The sequence below is a fragment of the Photobacterium angustum genome (assembly GCF_003026365.1).
In the GTDB taxonomy this organism is placed as follows: Bacteria; Pseudomonadota; Gammaproteobacteria; order Enterobacterales; family Vibrionaceae; genus Photobacterium; species Photobacterium angustum.
On the sequence record NZ_PYOM01000016.1, the window covers coordinates 89117 to 109114 of the forward strand.

Consider the following 19998-nt stretch of genomic DNA (forward strand, 5'->3'; position numbering starts at 1 on the left):
CTACTCCCGTATTAGCTTCTACACATTATTTTAATTTATAAGAAAATACTTAATGTTGCAGCAATTGTGAAGGCAATTGTACCTAGAAGGGTTTCCATTACCGTCCACGTTTTTAGGGTTGTTTTCTCATCCATATCTAGCAGTTTACCTACTAGCCAGAATCCTGAATCGTTGAAGTGAGATAACACGGTTGCGCCCGATGCAATTGCAATCACGATGAAACATAAATCTAAAGCACTTAGACCTGTTGTTGCCGCAACCATAGGTGCAATCAGCGCAGCTGTTGTAGTTAGAGCAACCGTTGCTGAACCTTGCGCTACACGTAACGCTGTTGAAACTAAGAATGCTGCCACAATCACTGGCATACCAGTATCAGACATTAAGTTAGCTAGCGCGTCACCAATACCACTTGCACGTAGTACGCCACCGAACATACCACCAGCACCCGTTACAAGAATAACGGCACAGATTGGCGCAAGTGAATCACCACATAGCTTTTCAAGTTTTGCCATGCCGTAATTTTTAGAGAACAGTGCTAAACAGAACAACAAGGTGATCATCAATGCGATAGGTGTTTTACCCAACATACGTAAGGCATTAACCCACGTTGCCTCACCGTTTACCACACCCATTACTGTTAGTGTGTGTAGACCCGTGTCCATAAAGATAAGCACTAAAGGCATTAACAAAATAACAAGAACTGTTGAGAACTTAGGTAAGTTGTTTTCGTCAATCACTTCTTGTGTTGCCAAGAAAGCTTGTGGCAAAGGAAGATTAAATCTTTCACCCGCCCATAATCCGTAAAGGTAAGCACCTAGGTACCAAGTCGGCAGTGCAATCAACAAACCAACAATGGTTAATAAACCAATATTTGCTCCCAGTAATTCACTTGCAGCAACAGGACCTGGGTGTGGCGGCAAGAATGCGTGCATCACTGCAAAAGCACCAGCAACAGGTAGCGCGTACTTAATTGTTGAGCCACCAAATTGTTTAGCAACACTAAACAAAATAGGCATCATGACCATTAACCCTGCATCGAAGAAGATTGGAAAACCAAACAACAGCGACGCAACACCTAACGCAAAAGGTGCTCTTTCAGGGCCAAACCTACCAATTAAGGTATCCGCTAGTACTTTAGCGCCCCCTGTTACTTCAAGAATTCGCCCTATCATAGTACCTAGACCGACAAGCAGAGCAACAGAGGCTAATGTGCCTCCAAAGCCTGACATCATAGTAGGTACAACTTGATCAGCATTTACACCAGTTACTACTGCTGTAATAAAACTCACTAAAGTTAAAGCTAGGAAAGCATGTAACTTAAATTTCATTATTAGTATTAATAACAATAAGATAGAACATGCTGCGATGAACAATAAGTAGGTTGGGTCTAACGTCATACAGGATCTCTCCAGCAAAAAAGAATGTTTTATTCCGTTGTGAATATTTTTATTGTGAGTATCTTCACAACGCTCAATGTTACGGGTAACATGTTACCCGTAACATGGTAACTTACAAGAAAATAGAACAACTGAAGTTCAAAAGTGAGATAGAGGTTAAAAAATGGCAGGTCAAAGCATAATTGTAATGGGGGTATGTGGTTGCGGGAAATCTACGATTGGTGAAGGTATCGCCCACAGCTTAAATGCAAAGTTCATCGATGGTGATGATTTACACCCAAGAGCTAACATCCAAAAAATGGCCAGTGGAACACCATTGAACGATACCGATCGTGAACCTTGGTTAGAGCGTATTCGTGATGCCGCTTATAGCATCGAGAATAAAAACGAAGTTGGGATCATTGTTTGTTCAGCCTTAAAAAGGAAATACCGCGATCAGATCCGTGAAGGCAATAAAAAAGTTTCGTTTATCTTCTTAGATGGCGATCGTGAATTGATCCTTGAACGAATGCGTGCCCGTAAAGGTCATTTTATGCGTGACACCATGTTAACTAGCCAACTTGAAACTCTTGAACGTCCAGTTGATGAGATGGATGTGTTCACTGTCTCTATCGATGGTTCTATTAACGAAATTATTGAAGATGCTGTTCAGAAATTACGTGAGGCAAATCTATGAATCCGATTATTTCAGCCGTTACCGAGCGCATAAAAGCAAGAAGTGCTGAAAGTTATCCGCAATGGTTAGCCATGACCAAAGAAATGGAACAAGCGGGTAAAGGCCGTAGCCAACTTTCTTGCGGTAATTTAGCTCACGTTGTTGCCGCTAATTGCGCCCAAGAAAAATCAGCGATTTTAGATTTTCTGCATGCCAACATTGCTATCGTCAGTGGCTACAATGACATGCTAAGTGCTCACCAGCCTTATAAGTATTACCCAGACATTATTGCAAAAGCGCTGGCGGAATACGGTCATACTAGCCAAGTCGCTGGTTGTGTTCCAGCTATGTGTGACGGTATTACTCAAGGTCAACCGGGCATGGAAATGTCGCTGTTTTCTCGTGATATTGTCGCCCAAGCAACGGCTATTACCTTAAGCCATAACGCTTTTGATGCCACATTGCTATTAAGCATCTGCGACAAAATCGCCCCGGGGCAATTAATCGGTGCATTATCTTTTGCGCACCTTCCAACAGCATTCGTGCCAGTTGGACCTATGGGTACAGGGATCAGCAATGATGAAAAGGTTAATGTTCGTCAACAATATGCCGCTGGTGAAGTCGATTCCGCTGCGCTATTAACCATGGAATGCCAAGCATACCACTCACCGGGGACTTGTACGTTTTATGGCACTGCGAATACTAACCAACTTATTTTAGAAGCTATGGGCTTAATGCTACCGGGCTCTGCGTTTGTGCCACCGACAAGCGAACTACGAAAAGTATTAACTGAAGAAACCGCTTGTCTTATTGCTGCGGCAGCAAATCAGCAATCAAGCCAATACCGCCCTCTTTATGAAGTAATGACGGCAGAAAGTTTGGTGAATGGTTTAGTGGCATGGTTAGCCTCAGGTGGAAGTACTAACCATAGCTTACATATGGTGGCGATTGCTCGTAGTGCGGGCATTATTTTAACATGGGATGACATTAGTGATTTATCTGATGTGGTTCCTTTATTGGTGCGCATGTACCCGAATGGGCCTGCTGATATTAATGCTTTCCAGCAAGCAGGTGGCGTACCAACATTAATGAAAACATTGCACCAACGCGGGCTACTCAATACCAATGTGAAAACGGCGTTTGGTGAATTTACTGATCAAATGACCACGCCAAGCTTACAAGATGGCAAACTGGTATGGTCGCCTTGTGCAGACTCAACAGATAGTGATGTTATTTGTACACCCGAGATCACTTTTAACCCGACAGGTGGCTTAAAAGTATTAAAGGGAAATATTGGTACATCGGTGATTAAAGTGTCTGCGGTTGCAAAACAGCATCAACATATTACAGCACCGGCGAAAGTATTCCGTTGCCAAAACGAGGTTGAAAAAGCCTATAAACAAGGTTTGTTAGATCAAGATGCGATTATTGTTGTGACCCATAACGGACCTGCAGCAAATGGTATGCCTGAACTTCACAAATTAATGCCAATTTTAGGTAATATCCAAAAGAAAGGATATCAAGTCGCATTGGTTACCGACGGTCGCTTATCAGGTGCGTCAGGCAAAATTCCTGCTGCAATCCATATTACGCCAGAAGCACTACGTGGTGGTGCAATAGGTTTAATTAGAGATGGCGATGTGGTGGAATTAAATGCGATCACAGGTGAGCTAACGGTTAACGCTGATCTTACAGCTCGTAGCGCACCGATTGAAAACGACATACCTGCATTTACCTTTGGTCGTAACTTATTCGCCAATTTACGCAAGCAAGTTTCAAGTGCCGATACTGGCGCCACTATTTTTTAAGTTATTGGATAGGAAGAAAAATATGAATACTTGGCAAGTTAATCCACAAGATGTGTTTGCCGCATCGCCAGTTGTACCTGTAATGATCATTGAACGCGTAGAAGACGCTGTTCCTATGGCACAAGCACTAAAAAATGGTGGTATCACGGTATTTGAAATTACCCTTCGTACGCCTGTTGCTCTTGATGCTATTCGTGCGATTGCGGAAGCGATGCCTGATGCGATGGTTGGAGCTGGAACAGTACTTACCTGCGAGCAGTATGACGCTGCAGTTGAAGCTGGCGCAAAATTTGTGATTTCTCCAGGAATGACACCTAAGTTACTTAGCTATGCAAAATCTGGCACCGCACCTTTAATTCCAGGTGTGAGTACGCCATCAGAAATCATGCAAGCATTAGAGCTTGGCTACCAGCAATTAAAATTCTTCCCTGCAGAAGCGAATGGTGGTGCTAAAGCTCTTGCCGCTATTGCTGCGCCATTACCACAAGTACAATTCTGCCCAACGGGCGGCATTAGTCCAGCAAACGTTGATCAGTACAAAGCGGTAAAATGTGTTGCTACAGTTGGTGGTTCTTGGATGCTACCTAAAGATTTGATTGATAATGGTAAGTGGGAAGAAATCACCAAACTTTCTCAAGAGGCGGTAGCGCTATTAGCGTAATGCTAAATCAATCAGTGATTAATAAATAAAGATTGATGAATAAATGCAGGCAGCGCACGAGACTCTCGTGCGCTGTTTTTTTTATTACTTACTTTCTACTTTGGGCTTTCCTAAGCTATCGCCTAAATACAAGCTATAACCAATATCTTGAATAGGATTAGCCACTTTCTTTCCCGCTAATTTCTTCAATAATAATGTCGCTGCTGCAGCACCAATTTCTTCACGCGGTGTATTCACACTCGCAAGCGTCGGTGAAATCGCTTTACCAATATCTAAGGCGTTATAACCTGCAATGGCTACCTGACTTGGAATGGCAACATTGTGCTCTTGGCAATGCATCATAGCGCCAATCGCTAAGTCATCATTGGTACAAAATACAGCATCTAACTCTGGGTGTTGCGCGAGAGCTTGACGCATTAATTCTCGTCCTTGAGTAAAGCTCGAGTGCTCTTCTGTCGAGACAATACGAGGCGTTAGTCCTTTTGCTTCCATCGCTTTAATATAGCCGTCACAACGCAATTGGGTACGGCGATCTAATCGCGCAGCGAAATAAACGATATTACAGCGTCCGTATTCAATCATCTTAGAGACTAAATCAAATGCAGCCTGTTGGTGATCCAACCCTACCGCCATATCAATTGGGTGTTCAGGCAAATCAATCGTTTCTACCACAGGAATAGCCGCAGCATTGATCATCTTATAACTGCGTTCGCTGTGAATACTTTCAGTCAAAATCAAACCATCAACATGGTAAGACAATAACGAAGCAATCTTCTCTTCTTCCTCTTCCGCACTGTAGCCATAGTGGGTGATCAGGGTTTGATAACCTTCTTTTTTAGTTACCGATTCAATCCCTTGTAATAAAGAAGCAAACACTTGGTTAGATAACGATGGCAGTAAGATCCCAATCGCCTTACTGTTACGATTCGATAAAATATCAGGCGCACGACTAGCGACATAACCAAGCTCTTCCACCACTACCGCGATTTTTTCTCGTGTGCTTTCAGCCACAGAGCTAGGATCACGCAAATAACGACTCACCGTCATTTTTGTTACTCCCACCTGTTTTGCAACATCATTTAATGTGGGACGGTGTTTCGGTTTGGTTGTCATTAGTCTGTCCTGACGATGAGATGAAGAAAATAAAATGCGATAGACGTAGATTATGAGGTAAATCTAATAGCAGCAACTATTTATCTGTAAATTCATCACTATTAGATTGTTTACACCCCGCCTTAAAAGCGATTTTACAGAATGTAATTATTGCAAAAAAGAAAAAACTCAATGAGAAAAGTGGCACTTAGGTCACGAAAAACGTAAAATCCCGCCTTAACTTTGTATCACTAGGTGATACGAACTGATCTGGAATCAGAATAAGAGAATATAGAGCAATGTTTAAACCAGAATTACTTTCACCTGCAGGCAGCCTTAAAAACATGCGTTACGCATTTGCCTACGGCGCTGATGCCGTTTATGCAGGTCAACCTCGCTACAGTCTTCGTGTTCGTAACAACGAGTTCAACCACGAAAACCTAAAGATTGGTATTGATGAAGCACATGCTCAAGGTAAAAAGCTATATGTGGTATGTAATATTCAACCGCATAACTCAAAGCTAAAAACCTTCATTCGCGATCTTAAACCAATCGTAGAAATGGGCCCTGACGCACTTATCATGTCAGATCCAGGTCTTATTATGATGGTTCGTGAAGCATTCCCTGAGGTTGTTATTCACCTGTCAGTTCAAGCCAATGCGGTTAACTGGGCAACAGTGAAATTCTGGGCTAGCCAAGGTGTTGAGCGTGTAATTCTATCTCGTGAACTTTCACTAGAAGAAATCGAAGAAATTCGTGAGCATTGCCCTAACACTGAACTAGAAATCTTCGTTCACGGTGCTCTTTGCATGGCTTACTCTGGTCGCTGCCTACTTTCTGGTTACATCAACAAGCGCGATCCAAACCAAGGCACATGTACGAATGCTTGCCGTTGGGAATATAAAACAGAGAAAGCAACTGAAAACGATGCAGGTCAGATCGTTGAAGTGCAAGATGCAGCAGCGGTTCAAATGCAAGACGCTGAACGTCCAGACAATACACTTGGCCTAGGCAAACCAACAGATGAAGTTGTACTACTGAGTGAATCTCACCGCCCTGAAGAAAAAATGGCGGCATTTGAAGATGAGCATGGTACTTACATCATGAACTCAAAAGATCTTCGTGCTGTTCAACACGTTGAGCGTCTAACTAAGATGGGTGTTCACTCACTGAAGATTGAAGGCCGTACTAAGTCGTTCTACTACTGTGCTCGAACTGCGCAAGTTTACCGTAAAGCGATTGATGATGCCGTTGCAGGTAAACCATTTGATGATTCACTAATGGGCACATTAGAAAGCTTAGCGCACCGTGGTTACACTGAAGGTTTCCTACGTCGTCACACCCATGACACGTACCAAAACTATGACTACGGTTACTCAATTTCTGATTCTCAACAATTTGTTGGTGAGTTCACAGGTAAACGCCGTGGCGATCTTGCGGAAGTTGAAGTGAAGAACAAGTTCGTTGTTGGTGATAGCCTTGAAGTAATGACACCAAAAGGTAACGTTATCTTCAACCTTGAGACAATGGAAAACCGTAAGTCTGAAGTAATTGATGACGCGAAAGGTAATGGTCACTTCGTATTTATCCCTGTACCTGCAGATATGGATCTTGATTTTGGTCTGTTAATGCGTAACTTGAGTAATGGCGAAGATACACGTAACCCTCACGCTCCTAAAGACGGTAAATAAGCACTATGGCACTGCTCATTACAAGCAAATGCATTAACTGCGACATGTGTGATCCTGAATGCCCTAACGAGGCAATCACCATGGGTGATAGCATCTATGAAATAAACCCAGATCGCTGTACTGAATGTAAAGGGCATTACGACAAGCCAACCTGTCAGTCGGTTTGTCCAATCACCAACTGCATTATTACCGATCCTGATCATGTTGAATCTGACGATGAACTATTAGAAAAGTTTGTTACCTTACAAGGTCTTGCTTAGTTCTTATTCGAGCCAACCATCAGACAATAAAAAAGCGCCTTGCGGCGCTTTTTTTGTACCTATACACAGTTAATTTAGCAAAATTAACTGTTAAGAAGCACCTTACACTGAGCAGGTAACACTGGCTTAGGTTTTGGTTTTGGCTTATCCGCCGGTTTGCTTGGCTCAGGCTTTTTAAAAACTGGTGACCATGAGGCTAACTCTTTACCACAGCCATCACCTGGTGGTGGTGGGGTTTGTGGCTCACAGTAAGTACTGCCTTCAGGACAGTTTAAACGGACATGGAAATGGTAGTAATGACCAAACCAAGGACGGACTTTACGTAACCAATCACGATCTTTCCATTCCGTTTTACAAAGCTGCTCTTTGATCACAGGATGAACGAATATACGGGCGACACGATCATCACTTGCCGCAAGCTGGATCAAATGTGCTTGCTTACTGCTCCAGTTCTTTTCGATGATTTTGTAATTTTTCACATCGACCATAGGCAGAGCTGAAACTGTTTTTAGATCTTTCTGTGATAACGGTTTTTCCGGAATACGTAACCAAATATCCGCATCCAAGCCTGTTTGGTGGCTCGCGTGACCTGACGAAAAGCGCCCACCACGAGGCATCGCAATATCTCCCACCAGCACATTACCAATTTTCAGTTGCTGTGCGGTTTTCATTAGCTCTTTTAAGAAAGTGATTGTTTCAGGGTTACCATAATAACGGCCGCGTTCAGCACGGATCACTTGATAACCATCACCTTCCAGTGGCAGTGCTTCCGCACCAGCTAAACACCCATTCGAGTATGAGCCGATAGACATTGACTCACCTGATGTTGGTGTTTTTACTTTTTCCCATGGTGTTGCCATCACGCTCGCACTTGAAGCTACAAATAACAACCCTGTTAATATTTTCCCTAACACAACTTATTCCTAATTATGATGAACAAACAAATCATAGCCTATACGTTTTAATGACTCCAATAAAATCATACTGTTAATCGTTTATAATTCACGGTTATAACAATATTTATATATAATCTATAATTAGAAAATTAAATAAGAATGATTCTCTTATACAAATAATATTAAAGCGTATTATTGGTTTTTATAAGTCAGTATTTGTTACTTTTACTTATTTAACATGATTATTACTGATTAATGGAAATATAAATAAAGCAAAGATTAACGTTATAAGCGCCTTATTTAATTTATAAAACATCTAGCTTTTTTATTTTATGAAATATATTTAATTTATTATTCTATGTTTATTTGTATAAATAGTAGCCCTGCCTTCTCGACAAAAACCTATTAATGTTAATCCAGATTCTTCAGCTAAATTAATCGCTAACGCTGTAGGTGCTGATACTGCAAATAATATCTCCACACCGACAGATGTTGCCTTTTGCACTATTTCGTAACTAGCACGACTGGTAATTAAGATTGCACCTTTGGTAAGTTGCGAATATTTTGCACGAGCGCCTATTAACTTATCTAGCGCCACATGACGGCCAACATCTTCATAAATCGCCGCTAATTCACCGTGTTCATTTAACCATACGGCAGCATGGGTACAACCCGTACGGTTAGCGAGTTCCTGATTCTCATACAAAAAATTAAGAGATTGATTAATAACAGAAAGATACATTTTTTGTGTATCAGGAACCGTATTTACAGGCTTCATTGCTTGCTTTAAATGTTCAATACCACACAACCCACAACCGGTTCTTCCTACCAGTTGTCGACGCTGATCTTTAAGCATCATAAAAGCACGATTTTGTAATTCTATATAAACTTCTATCCCCTCTTTACTACTTTTTACATCAATATTTTTTATTTCTTTAATATTGTTAATAATTCTTTCAGATAATGAAAAACCAATTGCGAAGTTTTCTAGATTTGATGGGGTTGCCATCATTACTGCATGAGATATTCCATTATAAATAAGCGCAATGGGAACTTCTTCTGCAATAAAGTCTTCACATTCTATTTTTATTCCGTTCTTATATTTAATTATTTCATGAACAGAATATTCCTGATGCTCTATATATTCATCAGTAATTAAACAACTAGACATTTATTATTTCACACAAAAATTTGACGATATTATATTCGCGCCTATAATAGCCGACCTCTTATGTAATACAATTCTTTTTATAATAATTAGGTGAGTTGACTTTGAATATAAGTAGACGTCAATTATTTAAATTGTGCGCAGGAGCTGTCGCTACGACATCTATTGCCTCCCTTGCCACAATACCGCAAAAAGCTTGGGCGCAAGCTCGAGAATTTAAATTAACAGCAGCAAAAGAAACGCGTAATACGTGTTCTTACTGTTCTGTTGGTTGCGGAACTTTACTTTACAGTACTGGTGCAGCAAACGGTAATATCAAACAAAAGGTATTCCACGTTGAAGGTGATCCCGATCATCCAGTAAGTCGTGGTGCATTATGTCCAAAAGGTGCGGGTCTAGCTGGTTTTGTTAACAGCGAACAACGTTTGAAATTCCCCGAATATCGCGCACCTGGTTCAGACAAATGGCAACGTATCTCATGGGATGAAGCATTCACCCGTATTGCCAAGTTAATGAAGCAAGACCGTGATGAAAACCTTGTTAAAACAAATGAGCAAGGCACCACAGTTAACCGCTGGCTAACCACAGGTATGCTATGTGCTTCGGCAGAAAGCAACGAAAATGGTTGGTTAACACAAAAATTTGCCCGTGGTTTGGGCATGGTTCCAGTTGACACTCAAGCGCGTATTTGACACGGCCCAACGGTAGCAAGTCTTGCTCCAACATTTGGCCGCGGTGCGATGACCAACAACTGGGTTGACATTAAAAATGCCAACGTAATCCTTGTAATGGGCGGCAACGCAGCAGAAGCACACCCTGTAGGCTTCCGCTGGGCAATTGAAGCTCAAAAAACCAATAACGCTGAAATCATTGTGGTTGATCCACGTTTCACGCGTACTGCAGCAGTGGCTGATCACTATGCACCAATCCGTTCTGGTGCTGATATTGCCTTCCTATTAGGTGCTATTCGTTACCTGATCGCAAGCAGCCAAGTAAATCACGAATATGTAAAAGCCTACACTAACGCTAGCTTTATCGTACGTGATGATTACGCATTCCATGATGGTCTGTTCTCAGGTTATGACGCAGAGAAACGTCAGTACGACCGTAGTAGCTGGTTCTACAAGCTAGACGATAACGGCTACGCAATGAAGGATGAATCCCTACAACATCCTCGCTGTGTATGGAACTTACTGAAAGAACATGTATCTCGCTACACACCTGATGTAGTTTCAAACATCACAGGTACGCCTGTTGATATGTTTGAACACGTATGTAAAGCGCTAGGTAGCACAGCTGCCGATAACCGTGTTGCCACTATTTTGTACGCAACAGGTTGGACTCAGCACTCAAAAGGCGCTGAAAACATCCGTTGTATGGCAATGATCCAGTTACTTCTAGGTAACATGGGTATGGCTGGCGGCGGTGTTAACGCCCTACGTGGTCACTCAAATATCCAAGGTATTACTGACCTTGGTTTGTTAGCACAAAATCTGCCGGGTTACTTGAAACTGCCATCTGATAAAGATGTCGATCTTGCCACTCACCTTAAGCACCACACACCAGTGGCACTTGAAGCAGATCAAACTAACTACTGGCAACACTACCCGTCTTTCTTCGTATCATTACTGAAGTCGTTCTACGGTAAAAATGCAACCGCAGAAAATAACTTTGGTTACGACATGATGCCAAAGTGGGATCAGGGTTACGACATGCTTCGCGTCTTCGACATGATGAAGAAAGGCGAAATGAACGGTTACATCTGTCAAGGTTTTAACCCTGTTGGCTCTATGTCCAACAAGCAAAAAACATTGGATGCGTTATCTAAGTTGAAATACTTAGTGGTTATCGATCCACTAGCGACAGAAACATCAACGTTCTGGCAGAACAAACCAAACGTAAACGAAGTGGATACCAAGAATATCCAGACTGAAGTATTCCGTTTACCTTGTGCATGTTTTGCTGAAGAAGATGGCACCATCGTAAGCTCAGCGCGCTGGTTACAGTGGCACTGGAAAGCGGCAGATATGCCGGGAGAAGCGAAAGGTGATGCTGAGATCTTAGCGGGTATCTTCATGAAGATGCGTAATATGTACCAACAACATGGTGGTACATACCCAGATCCAATCCTTTCTCTAGATTGGAACTACGCAATTCCTGATGCGCCAAACACTAAAGAATTAGCACAAGAACTTAACGGTAAAGATGCTAACGGCAACCAGCTATCTAGCTTTGCTCAACTAAAAGCTGATGGTTCTACTACAGCAGGTTGTTGGCTGTACACCGGTAGTTGGACTCCTGCGGGTAACCAAACTGCACGTCGTGATAACAGCGATCTATCTGGTTTAGGTTTAGCACCAAACTGGGCATGGTCTTGGCCTGCTAACCGTCGTGTTCTGTACAACCGTGCATCAACACGTCCTGACGGCACACCTTGGGATAAGTCACGTACTTTAGTTGAATGGAATGGTAGCAAGTGGGTTGGCCCTGATGTGCCTGACTTTAACGCTAAGCTTCCACCATCAAGCAATGCGGGTCCATTTATCATGCAACCAGAAGGCGTTGGTCGTCTATTTGCGTTAGATAAAATGGCTGAAGGTCCGTTCCCTGAACACTACGAACCGTTTGAAACACCAATTGGTACCAACCCATTACATAAGAATGTGGTATCAAACCCAGCGGCACGTATTTTCAAAGACGATCTTGCACAGCTTGGTCAAAAAGAGCAGTTCCCATTTGTGGGTACGACTTACCGCTTAACGGAGCACTTCCATACGTGGACAAGTCACTCTCACTTCAACGCTGTTCTACAACCAGAACAATTTGTTGAGATTGGCGAAGGCTTGGCAAAAGAGCGTGGCATTAAGAATGCTGACATGGTTCGCGTAACCTCTAAGCGTGGCTTCATTGAAGCAAAAGCGTATGTGTCTAAGCGTATTACACCACTACATGTTAATGGCCAAGCCGTTCACACTGTGGGTATTCCTATTCACTGGGGTTATGAAGGCGACACCAAACCTGGTTACTTAGCAAATGCGCTATCGCCATGTGTGGGTGATGCTAACTCACAAACGCCAGAGTACAAGGCATTCTTGGTTAACGTGGAAAAGGTGAAGTAAGCCATGGGTATGGAATCACAGAATATTATTCGTAGTTCTGCGACATCATCGCTAACGCCTTCACCTGATGCGCGTAAACGCCAAATTCAGGTAACAAAGCTTATCGATGTAACGTGCTGTACTGGCTGTAAAGGCTGTATGGATGCGTGTAGCGAATGGAACAACTTGCGCGGCAAAGTAGGTACCTTTGAAGGTACCTACCAAAATCCGCCAAATACAACCGCTGAAACATGGACCACTATCCACTTCAAAGAAATTGAAGAAGATAACAAGTTCAAATGGTTATTCAGCAAGCACAGTTGTATGCACTGTTCAGATCCTGGCTGCTTAAAAGCCTGTCCTGAACCAGATGCTATCGTGCAATATGAAAACGGTGTTGTCGATTTCAACTCTGAAAAATGTGTTGGTTGTGGTTACTGTATTGCGGGTTGTCCATTCGACATTCCACGTATGAACCCAGTCGATAACCGTGTTTACAAGTGTACTTTGTGTCTTGATCGCCTACAGGCAGGTCAAGTGCCTTCATGTGCTAAAACCTGTCCAACAGGCGCACTACGTTTTGGCGAGCGAGAAGAAATTCTTGAATACGCTAACCAACGAGTGGCTGCACTGCAAGCCAAAGGTCACAAGAACGCGGGTATTTACAACCCAGCAGGTGTGGGCGGCACACACGTGATTTATGTTCTACATGATATTACTGATCCTGAACGTTACGATCTGCCAAAAGATCCAAAGATCAGCGAAACAGTGAAATTGTGGAAAGACGATGTGAAGCCACTTGCAGCAGCAGGTTTAGTGGGTACGCTTGCGTTAGCAGCGATTCACCGTGTAACTGTTGGTCGCAGCCGTGTTGCGGAAGAAGAAGGAGATGAAAAATGAGTTTGAATAAAACAATTTTACGTCATAAGCCTTTAGATCGCGTTGTGCACTGGACAGTAGCACTAACGGGTATCTGGACTCTATTGTCTGGTTTATCTTTTATGTTCGCACCATTGCACTTCCTTAGCTATGTCTACGGTTCACCGCAACTTGCACGTATTTTGCACCCATTCGGCGCAATTGTGATGACAATCGGACTTGCGTTTTTAGTTGCACGCTACTGGAGCCATAACCACTTTGAAAAAGGTGATCTCCAGTGGATGTTAAAAGTTAAAGACGTCTTAACCGAGAACGAAGAAAACGTACCTGAAGCAGGACAATACAACGCAGGTCAAAAAATGATCCTACGTCAATTTATTGCTTGTGGTCTGATCCTTCTTGTTACCGGTTTGATTGCATGGCGTGCCTACTTTGCGGCGTACTTCAGCATTGATGTCGTTCGCATTGCACTAATTGTTCACTCAATCACAGCCATTGTTTTTGCTCTTAGCCTGATTATCCATGCTTACATGGCGTACTGGGTAGAAGGCTCTATCGATGGCATGTTAGAAGGGAAGGTTTCTCCTGCTTGGGCGAAGAAACACCACCCTCGTTGGCTACGTTCGCTAACTAGCGGCAAAAACCAACACTAACAACATGATTAAAAGCGGTAAGCCTGCACTTACCGCTTTTACCTTTTTATACCAACCAAGGTTTACTTTGGTTGGTATTCTTGTAATTGGAAAACAGCATGAGCGTTAAAATTCTAGATAAAAATACGATTATTAAGCAAAAAAGTGATGGCTTTACTCCGTTAATTATTGGTGATCCTGCAACCATTTTTTCAGCTCGTGCCGAGCGTTTACGTGCACTGGCTAAAGACTCTTTCATGGCAGATTACCTACTATTAGCCGGACAAATTGTTCAACAACAAACGCTATTGGCCGAAGACTTTGCACAACCTGTTGCTAACTTTGCATCAGAAAATGCTTTAACTTGGCCGCTATCTTTAGATCAAGCTTGGTTTCCAATCTTAGAAGCCATGCTAGCGCAATTAACCACCTCATTACGTTTAGTTGCATCTGACGACATTGTAAAAGTGATCGATTCACTTCAAGATCTTGATAGCGACACCCTACACCATTACTTCACAGCACTTCAGCATAACCAGCCTGAGCGTGTACCTGCTGATCTCGCTATTTTGCTATGGGCTTGTATTAATACATTCACCAGCCTACTTGTAAAAACCACTGCACTAGAGTGGCAACCCGAGCCAAATGTAAAACAGCATTTCTGCCCTCTTTGTGGTGGTGCGCCAGTGGCAAGTTTGATTAAAGGCAGTGGCCACCGTTACTTGCATTGCAGCCAATGTGAAACGGAGTGGCATCGTCTTCGTGCTGAATGTACTCAATGTGCGGATGGTGAAAATATTCATCTACAAAGTGAAACCCTAGAAGATGCGGTACGTGCTGAAACTTGCGGTCACTGTAATAGCTACCTCAAGATTTTATTTTTAGAAAAGCAACCAAACCTTGATCCTATCGCAGACGATCTTGCGACATTAGTGTTAGATCAGAAGTTAAACCAAAACGAGTTATACCGTAATGGATTTAACCCATTCTTTTTACCACTAATACAGTAATACTGAGATAGATATGACAGCCCAAGCACTCTATGCCCACTTACCCAGTGTTGATCTGATTTTAAATCACGAATTACAACAGCCTTTAATCCATCAATTTGGTAAAGAGCACATCACTACGCTTGTTCGTCAATTATTAGATCAAGCCCGCGAGACAATTCGAGATCGACAACAATTACCTCAGTGGCTGACACTTAATGAGTGCGACGGGCTGGCACTATCGCAACAGAAACTTGCACGTATAAATCTATTTTCTCATCATCTCGCGCAATCGACCCTGCCTTTACAACATAAAGGGCAACGTCGTGTTTTTAACTTAACCGGTACTATCTTACACACCAATTTAGGTCGTTCTCTGCAAGCAGAAGCTGCAGTAAAAGCGGTGACAGAGGTCATGCGTTTCCCTTCGACTTTAGAGTATTCTCTCCAGCAAGGTAAACGAGGCCACCGCGATCAAGCCATCAGTGAACAACTGCAACAGCTCATTGGTTGTGAAGATGCGTGCTTAGTGAATAACAATGCCGCTGCGGTACTGTTAATGCTAGCCAGCCTTGCCAGTGGAAAAGAAGTCATTGTATCGCGTGGTGAGTTAGTTGAAATTGGTGGCTCATTTCGCATTCCAGATGTCATGCGACAAGCAGGATGTCAGCTCGTTGAAGTCGGTGCAACGAATCGCACTCACTTAAAAGACTATCAACAAGCGATTAATGAAAACACCGCGTTACTGATGAAAGTTCATACCAGTAACTACATGATCCAAGGCTTTACTAGCGCTGTATCTGAAGCTGAACTCTGTACGTTAGGACGTGCAATGCAAGTACCTGTGATCAGCGATTTAGGCAGTGGTTCATTAATCGATTTAGCCCAATACGGACTACCAAGCGAGCCGATGCCACAAAAGATGCTGCAAGATGGCATTGATTTAGTGAGCTTTTCTGGCGATAAATTACTCGGTGGGCCACAAGCAGGGATCATTGCTGGTAAATCTGAACTCATTGAACAGCTGCAACATCACCCACTTAAACGTGCACTTCGCTGTGACAAAATGACCTTAGCGGCCCTTGAAGCAACATTAAATTTATACCGTCATCCAGAACGCTTACCTTGCGATCTCCCCACGCTGTCTATGTTAACTCGCAACCTTGATACACTAACAGATTTGGGTGAACGTCTAGTGCCTTACTGTCAGCAATTGGTTGGTCAGCACTTTACAGTAACTGTGATGCCTTCAATGGGGCAAATAGGCAGTGGTGCACTACCCACCGAACAACTTGAATCTGTCGCGTTATGTTTCAGTGTTAACAATAATCAAACATCCTACACGCTTAATGATCTTGCGGATCTTTTAGCAAGCGGAGAGATCCCAATAATCGGTCGTATTCACCATGACAAACTGTGGTTATGCCTGCGTGGGATCAGCCACGAACAAGATTTCATCGCTCAGCTTGCTCAACTTTCACTTCCCAATCACGAATAACAAAGAACTAATAACGCCACTTTATGATAATTGCCACCGCTGGCCATGTTGATCATGGTAAAACCCATTTACTTCAAGCCCTAACAGGCACCAATGCTGATCGCTTACCAGAAGAGCAAAAACGTGGGCTAACCATTGATTTGGGGTATGCGTTTATGCCCTATCACTCACAGCAAACGCAACAACAAGAAACCCTCGGATTTATTGATGTACCGGGTCACGAGAAGTTTCTTTCCAACATGCTCGCCGGTGTCGGTACAGCCCATCATGCGATGCTGATTGTCGCGGGTGATGAAGGCATGATGGCGCAAAGCTATGAGCATTTAGCCATTTTGCGTTTATTGGCCATGGATAGCCTAACAGTGGTGATCACCAAATCAGATCTCACTACCTTAGAGCAACAACAGCAGTTAGAAGCACAACTCATTCAACTCTTATTTCAGCAAGGTTTTACCGAGCCAAAAATATTTCATTGCTCCGCGTTTACTGGTGATGGTATTGACGTACTTAAAGCTCACTTAATCACTTTAGCTGACAATGAAAAACAGCAACAAAATGATTTAGGCTTTCGTCTTGCCATTGATCGTGCTTTTCACGTAAAAGGTGCTGGATTGGTTGTTACTGGGACAGCATTAAGTGGCAGCATAAAGGTCGGAGATAGCCTTCAATTTATTAGCCATAACAAACTTAAGCAAGGTCAAACACAGGCAAAAACTGTCCGTATAAAAGGTTTACACGCCCAAGGAAATACAGCACAAGCGGCAGCAGCAAACCAGCGTGTAGCGATAAATATCGTTGGTGACATTGATAAGAACGAACTTAATCGTGGCGACTGGTTAGTCAGTATTGTGCCCGATGCCGTGATCAATCGCGTAACGATTACATTAGCTGCCAATACCGATATTAAGCACTGGCAAGCAGTACAAGTCTTCCATGCTGCAGCCCATACCACTGGTCGTATTGCGCTACTTGAAACAGATAAGGCGAAGGCAGGCGAGCATGTACTGGCTGAGATTACCTTCGATAGTCCATTATGTTTAGCAGAGCAAGATCGTCTATTACTGCGCGATCCCGCTTTAAAAACAAATCTTGGTAGTGGCGTCGTCATTGATTTGCTACCACCTAATCGTGGTAAGCGAAAGCCAGAGCGTTTAGCTTATTTAACCCAACGTGCAGAACTTGATTCCCTTAAAGATATTATTGCCTTTAAACTTGCCAATAAACCACAATCTATCAGTGAGTTAACGTGGCAGCATCAAAGTCAGCACATAGAACAAGTCGCAGGTAGTGCTGGTAGTAATGTTGAAAATGATATTACCCAGTACGGTGATTTCCTTTGTACTTCTGCGTATCAAGTACAACTACAACAGAACATCATTGAAAAACTCGCGTTATACCATCAACAAGAAAATGACCACATCGGCTTAGGTAAAGATCGTCTTTATCGCATTACAGCACTCAACCAACCTGCAGCTATTTTTAATGAGCTGTTGGCTCAGTTATTAGCCCAGCAAAGCATTATCAATACTCGTGGTTGGTTACACCTTGCTAGCCACCAGCTACAACTCACAGAGCTTGAACAAAAAAGCTGGCAGCGCATTGCCCAGATCATGCAGCAAAATTCAATGCCTTGGTGGGTGCGAGATCTCGCCAATGAGTGTGATCTTGATGAAGAGGAATTGCGTGCTCTGAGCTATAAATTGGCACAACTAGGCTATATCTCTGCGATTGTTAAAGATCGCTATGTAAGCCACGACTATTTGATCTCGATTGCTAATCGTGTCCGTGCGCATATTGGACACCATCAAAAACTTGAAACAGCAGAGTTTAGAACAATTAGTCAATTAGGACGAAAAGTCGCCATTCAGATCTTGGAATATTTCGATAAGATTGGTTTTACAAAAAGGAAATTTAACTATCGCGAATTACGAGATGAAGGTTTACTGAAAGGATAAACAAACAAAGTGGCGGAAGAACATAGGAGTCGAACCTACCCAGGACTGCTGGCAGCCCTACCCGGATTTGAAATCCGGACGCATCACCGGATACGCCGTTCTTCCTCATTTGTGTGACGTATTTTATGCGTTAAAGGTATGGTTATCAACTGCTATCGCTCAATTTCAGGGATAGCAGTTATTTTTTAAGAACAACTGATTAAATATCAAGCTACTTCATTTGCTGATCTAAATTTAAAATAGTGAGCGCGTTACTTACACTGGTTGCTAATACATCAACAACCCCAGAACGCAGTGCGCCTAAGAGTGCTAAGGCTTTACTATTTTCTGCTGCCGTTACCACAACTGTTGGAATATTTCGTAGCTCTTCCATGGTTAGACCAATAACACGATCGCTCATCATAGTATCGGCTTGCTTTCCATGGCTATCAAAAAAGTCATAGCCCGCAATATCACCGACCACACCTTTACGAATTCGCGCTTCAACAATTTCTTGTGGTGTGAACCAACCTAACTTCACCATATGGCTATTTTCATTCATATCACCTACGCCGACCAACGCTAAGTCAGCACGACGAGCACGATCTAAGGTTTCTTTTACCGTGCCATTTTTCATAAATGCTTCTTTCACTATGATGTCGTCAACATAAGCGGGGGCATACAAGGTTTCACTAATACCATCATATTTTTTCGCCAATTGGCGACAAATGTGATCGGCATTAATTGCATTGCCTGAACGGTGTGTACCACCAATACCAGAAACAAATCGACATTTACGATGCGGTACGACTCCAACATGATTAGCAATAGACGCAATATTACGTCCCTGCCCAACCGCAACCACCATATCATCAGTTAATGTCGTCGTTAGGTAGCTCGAAACCAGACTTGCCACTTGCTGACGTTGGGTCTCGTCATCAGGCTGATCGAGTGCAACCAATGCGCGTTTTAAGTTAAAACGCTCAATCAATTGCTGTTCTAATTTTTCACTAAAAACAGGGTGATATTTAACGGTAATTTCCACTACCCCTTCATCACGTGCGCGACGAAGTAAACGACCGACTTTAGCGCGAGACATACCAAAGCGCTGAGAGATCTCTTCTTGAGTAGCACCATCCTGATAATAAGCAATAGCGATCTCGGTAAGTAAATCACTGTCTACATGGTTACTGTCAGTACTGCTTATGCTCATTTTTGTGCCCTTTGTGTGGATAACCGATTTATTTATATTATCGGTTTATTCTATCACTGAGGAGAACAAAGCAATACTGACTAAACTCTCACATTTATACGTGTACAGCTTTCACTCATAAAAACAG

The 19998-nt window shown here is 42.8% G+C and carries 16 protein-coding genes and 1 tRNA gene; 11 read left to right on the top strand and 6 right to left on the bottom strand.

Features of this window, described 5'->3' with window-relative positions:
- Positions 1-35 precede the first annotated feature (35 nt).
- Positions 36-1397 carry a GntP family permease gene (locus CTN01_RS16475; RefSeq protein WP_045150433.1) on the bottom strand — a complete coding sequence of 454 codons (1362 nt, stop codon included), beginning with the start codon at positions 1395-1397 and terminating at the stop codon, positions 36-38.
- A gap of 163 nt (positions 1398-1560) precedes the next feature.
- Here CTN01_RS16475 and CTN01_RS16480 point away from each other — a divergent pair, with 163 nt between their 5' ends.
- From CTN01_RS16480 to CTN01_RS16490, 3 genes are read left to right on the top strand one after another with little or no spacing between them, the layout of a single operon-like run.
- Complete coding sequence (locus CTN01_RS16480) at positions 1561-2073, top strand: gluconokinase (protein WP_107342194.1); 513 nt, start codon at positions 1561-1563, stop codon at positions 2071-2073.
- The gene (gene edd, locus CTN01_RS16485; RefSeq protein WP_045150434.1) at positions 2070-3860 is read left to right on the top strand and encodes a phosphogluconate dehydratase; all 1791 of its coding nucleotides are present in this window, start codon (positions 2070-2072) and stop codon (positions 3858-3860) included. Before CTN01_RS16480 ends, edd begins: the two co-directional genes overlap by 4 nt.
- Before the next feature lie 22 nt (positions 3861-3882).
- The gene (locus tag CTN01_RS16490) at positions 3883-4521 is read left to right on the top strand and encodes a bifunctional 4-hydroxy-2-oxoglutarate aldolase/2-dehydro-3-deoxy-phosphogluconate aldolase (protein ID WP_045084307.1); all 639 of its coding nucleotides are present in this window, start codon (positions 3883-3885) and stop codon (positions 4519-4521) included.
- An 84-nt stretch (positions 4522-4605) separates the two neighbouring features.
- Here the strand turns inward: CTN01_RS16490 and CTN01_RS16495 are convergent, their stop codons facing one another.
- Positions 4606-5634, bottom strand: coding sequence for a substrate-binding domain-containing protein (locus CTN01_RS16495; RefSeq protein ID WP_045150435.1), 1029 nt, complete (start codon positions 5632-5634; stop codon positions 4606-4608).
- A 278-nt stretch (positions 5635-5912) separates the two neighbouring features.
- Between CTN01_RS16495 and trhP the strand changes: the two genes are divergently transcribed.
- Together trhP and CTN01_RS16505 are read left to right on the top strand one after the other, a co-directional pair.
- Positions 5913-7304, top strand: coding sequence for a prephenate-dependent tRNA uridine(34) hydroxylase TrhP (gene trhP, locus CTN01_RS16500; protein ID WP_045150436.1), 1392 nt, complete (start codon positions 5913-5915; stop codon positions 7302-7304).
- 5 nt (positions 7305-7309) lie between these two features.
- Positions 7310-7564 carry a YfhL family 4Fe-4S dicluster ferredoxin gene (locus CTN01_RS16505; RefSeq protein ID WP_005369403.1) on the top strand — a complete coding sequence of 85 codons (255 nt, stop codon included), beginning with the start codon at positions 7310-7312 and terminating at the stop codon, positions 7562-7564.
- 83 nt (positions 7565-7647) lie between these two features.
- Here CTN01_RS16505 and mepA read toward each other — a convergent pair whose 3' ends face one another.
- A complete protein-coding gene (mepA, locus tag CTN01_RS16510; RefSeq protein WP_080896246.1) occupies positions 7648-8478 on the bottom strand; it encodes a penicillin-insensitive murein endopeptidase in 831 nt (276 codons plus the stop codon).
- 325 nt (positions 8479-8803) lie between these two features.
- On the bottom strand, positions 8804-9631 hold the full coding sequence (gene fdhD / locus CTN01_RS16515; protein ID WP_045150437.1) for a formate dehydrogenase accessory sulfurtransferase FdhD: 828 nt from the start codon (positions 9629-9631) through the stop codon (positions 8804-8806).
- 101 nt (positions 9632-9732) lie between these two features.
- Here fdhD and fdnG point away from each other — a divergent pair, with 101 nt between their 5' ends.
- From fdnG to selB, 6 genes are all read left to right on the top strand, one after another.
- On the top strand, positions 9733-12747 hold the full coding sequence (gene fdnG / locus CTN01_RS16525; protein WP_146150433.1) for a formate dehydrogenase-N subunit alpha: 3015 nt from the start codon (positions 9733-9735) through the stop codon (positions 12745-12747).
- 3 nt (positions 12748-12750) lie between these two features.
- Positions 12751-13626, top strand: coding sequence for a formate dehydrogenase subunit beta (gene fdxH / locus CTN01_RS16530; RefSeq protein ID WP_005369414.1), 876 nt, complete (start codon positions 12751-12753; stop codon positions 13624-13626).
- Positions 13623-14258, top strand: a complete 636-nt coding sequence (locus tag CTN01_RS16535) for a formate dehydrogenase subunit gamma (protein WP_005369417.1) — start codon at positions 13623-13625, stop codon at positions 14256-14258. Before fdxH ends, CTN01_RS16535 begins: the two co-directional genes overlap by 4 nt.
- A gap of 98 nt (positions 14259-14356) precedes the next feature.
- Complete coding sequence (gene fdhE, locus CTN01_RS16540) at positions 14357-15247, top strand: formate dehydrogenase accessory protein FdhE (protein ID WP_045150439.1); 891 nt, start codon at positions 14357-14359, stop codon at positions 15245-15247.
- Between the two features lie 13 nt (positions 15248-15260).
- Positions 15261-16724, top strand: a complete 1464-nt coding sequence (selA, locus tag CTN01_RS16545; RefSeq protein ID WP_045150440.1) for an L-seryl-tRNA(Sec) selenium transferase — start codon at positions 15261-15263, stop codon at positions 16722-16724.
- A 23-nt stretch (positions 16725-16747) separates the two neighbouring features.
- A complete protein-coding gene (gene selB, locus CTN01_RS16550; RefSeq protein WP_045150441.1) occupies positions 16748-18679 on the top strand; it encodes a selenocysteine-specific translation elongation factor in 1932 nt (643 codons plus the stop codon).
- A 10-nt stretch (positions 18680-18689) separates the two neighbouring features.
- Here selB and CTN01_RS16555 read toward each other — a convergent pair.
- Positions 18690-18784 (bottom strand) — tRNA-Sec (locus CTN01_RS16555).
- 106 nt (positions 18785-18890) lie between these two features.
- Entirely contained in the window at positions 18891-19871 is a 981-nt protein-coding gene (locus tag CTN01_RS16560) for a sugar-binding transcriptional regulator (RefSeq protein WP_005369422.1), read from the bottom strand.
- Positions 19872-19998: the final 127 nt, after the last annotated feature.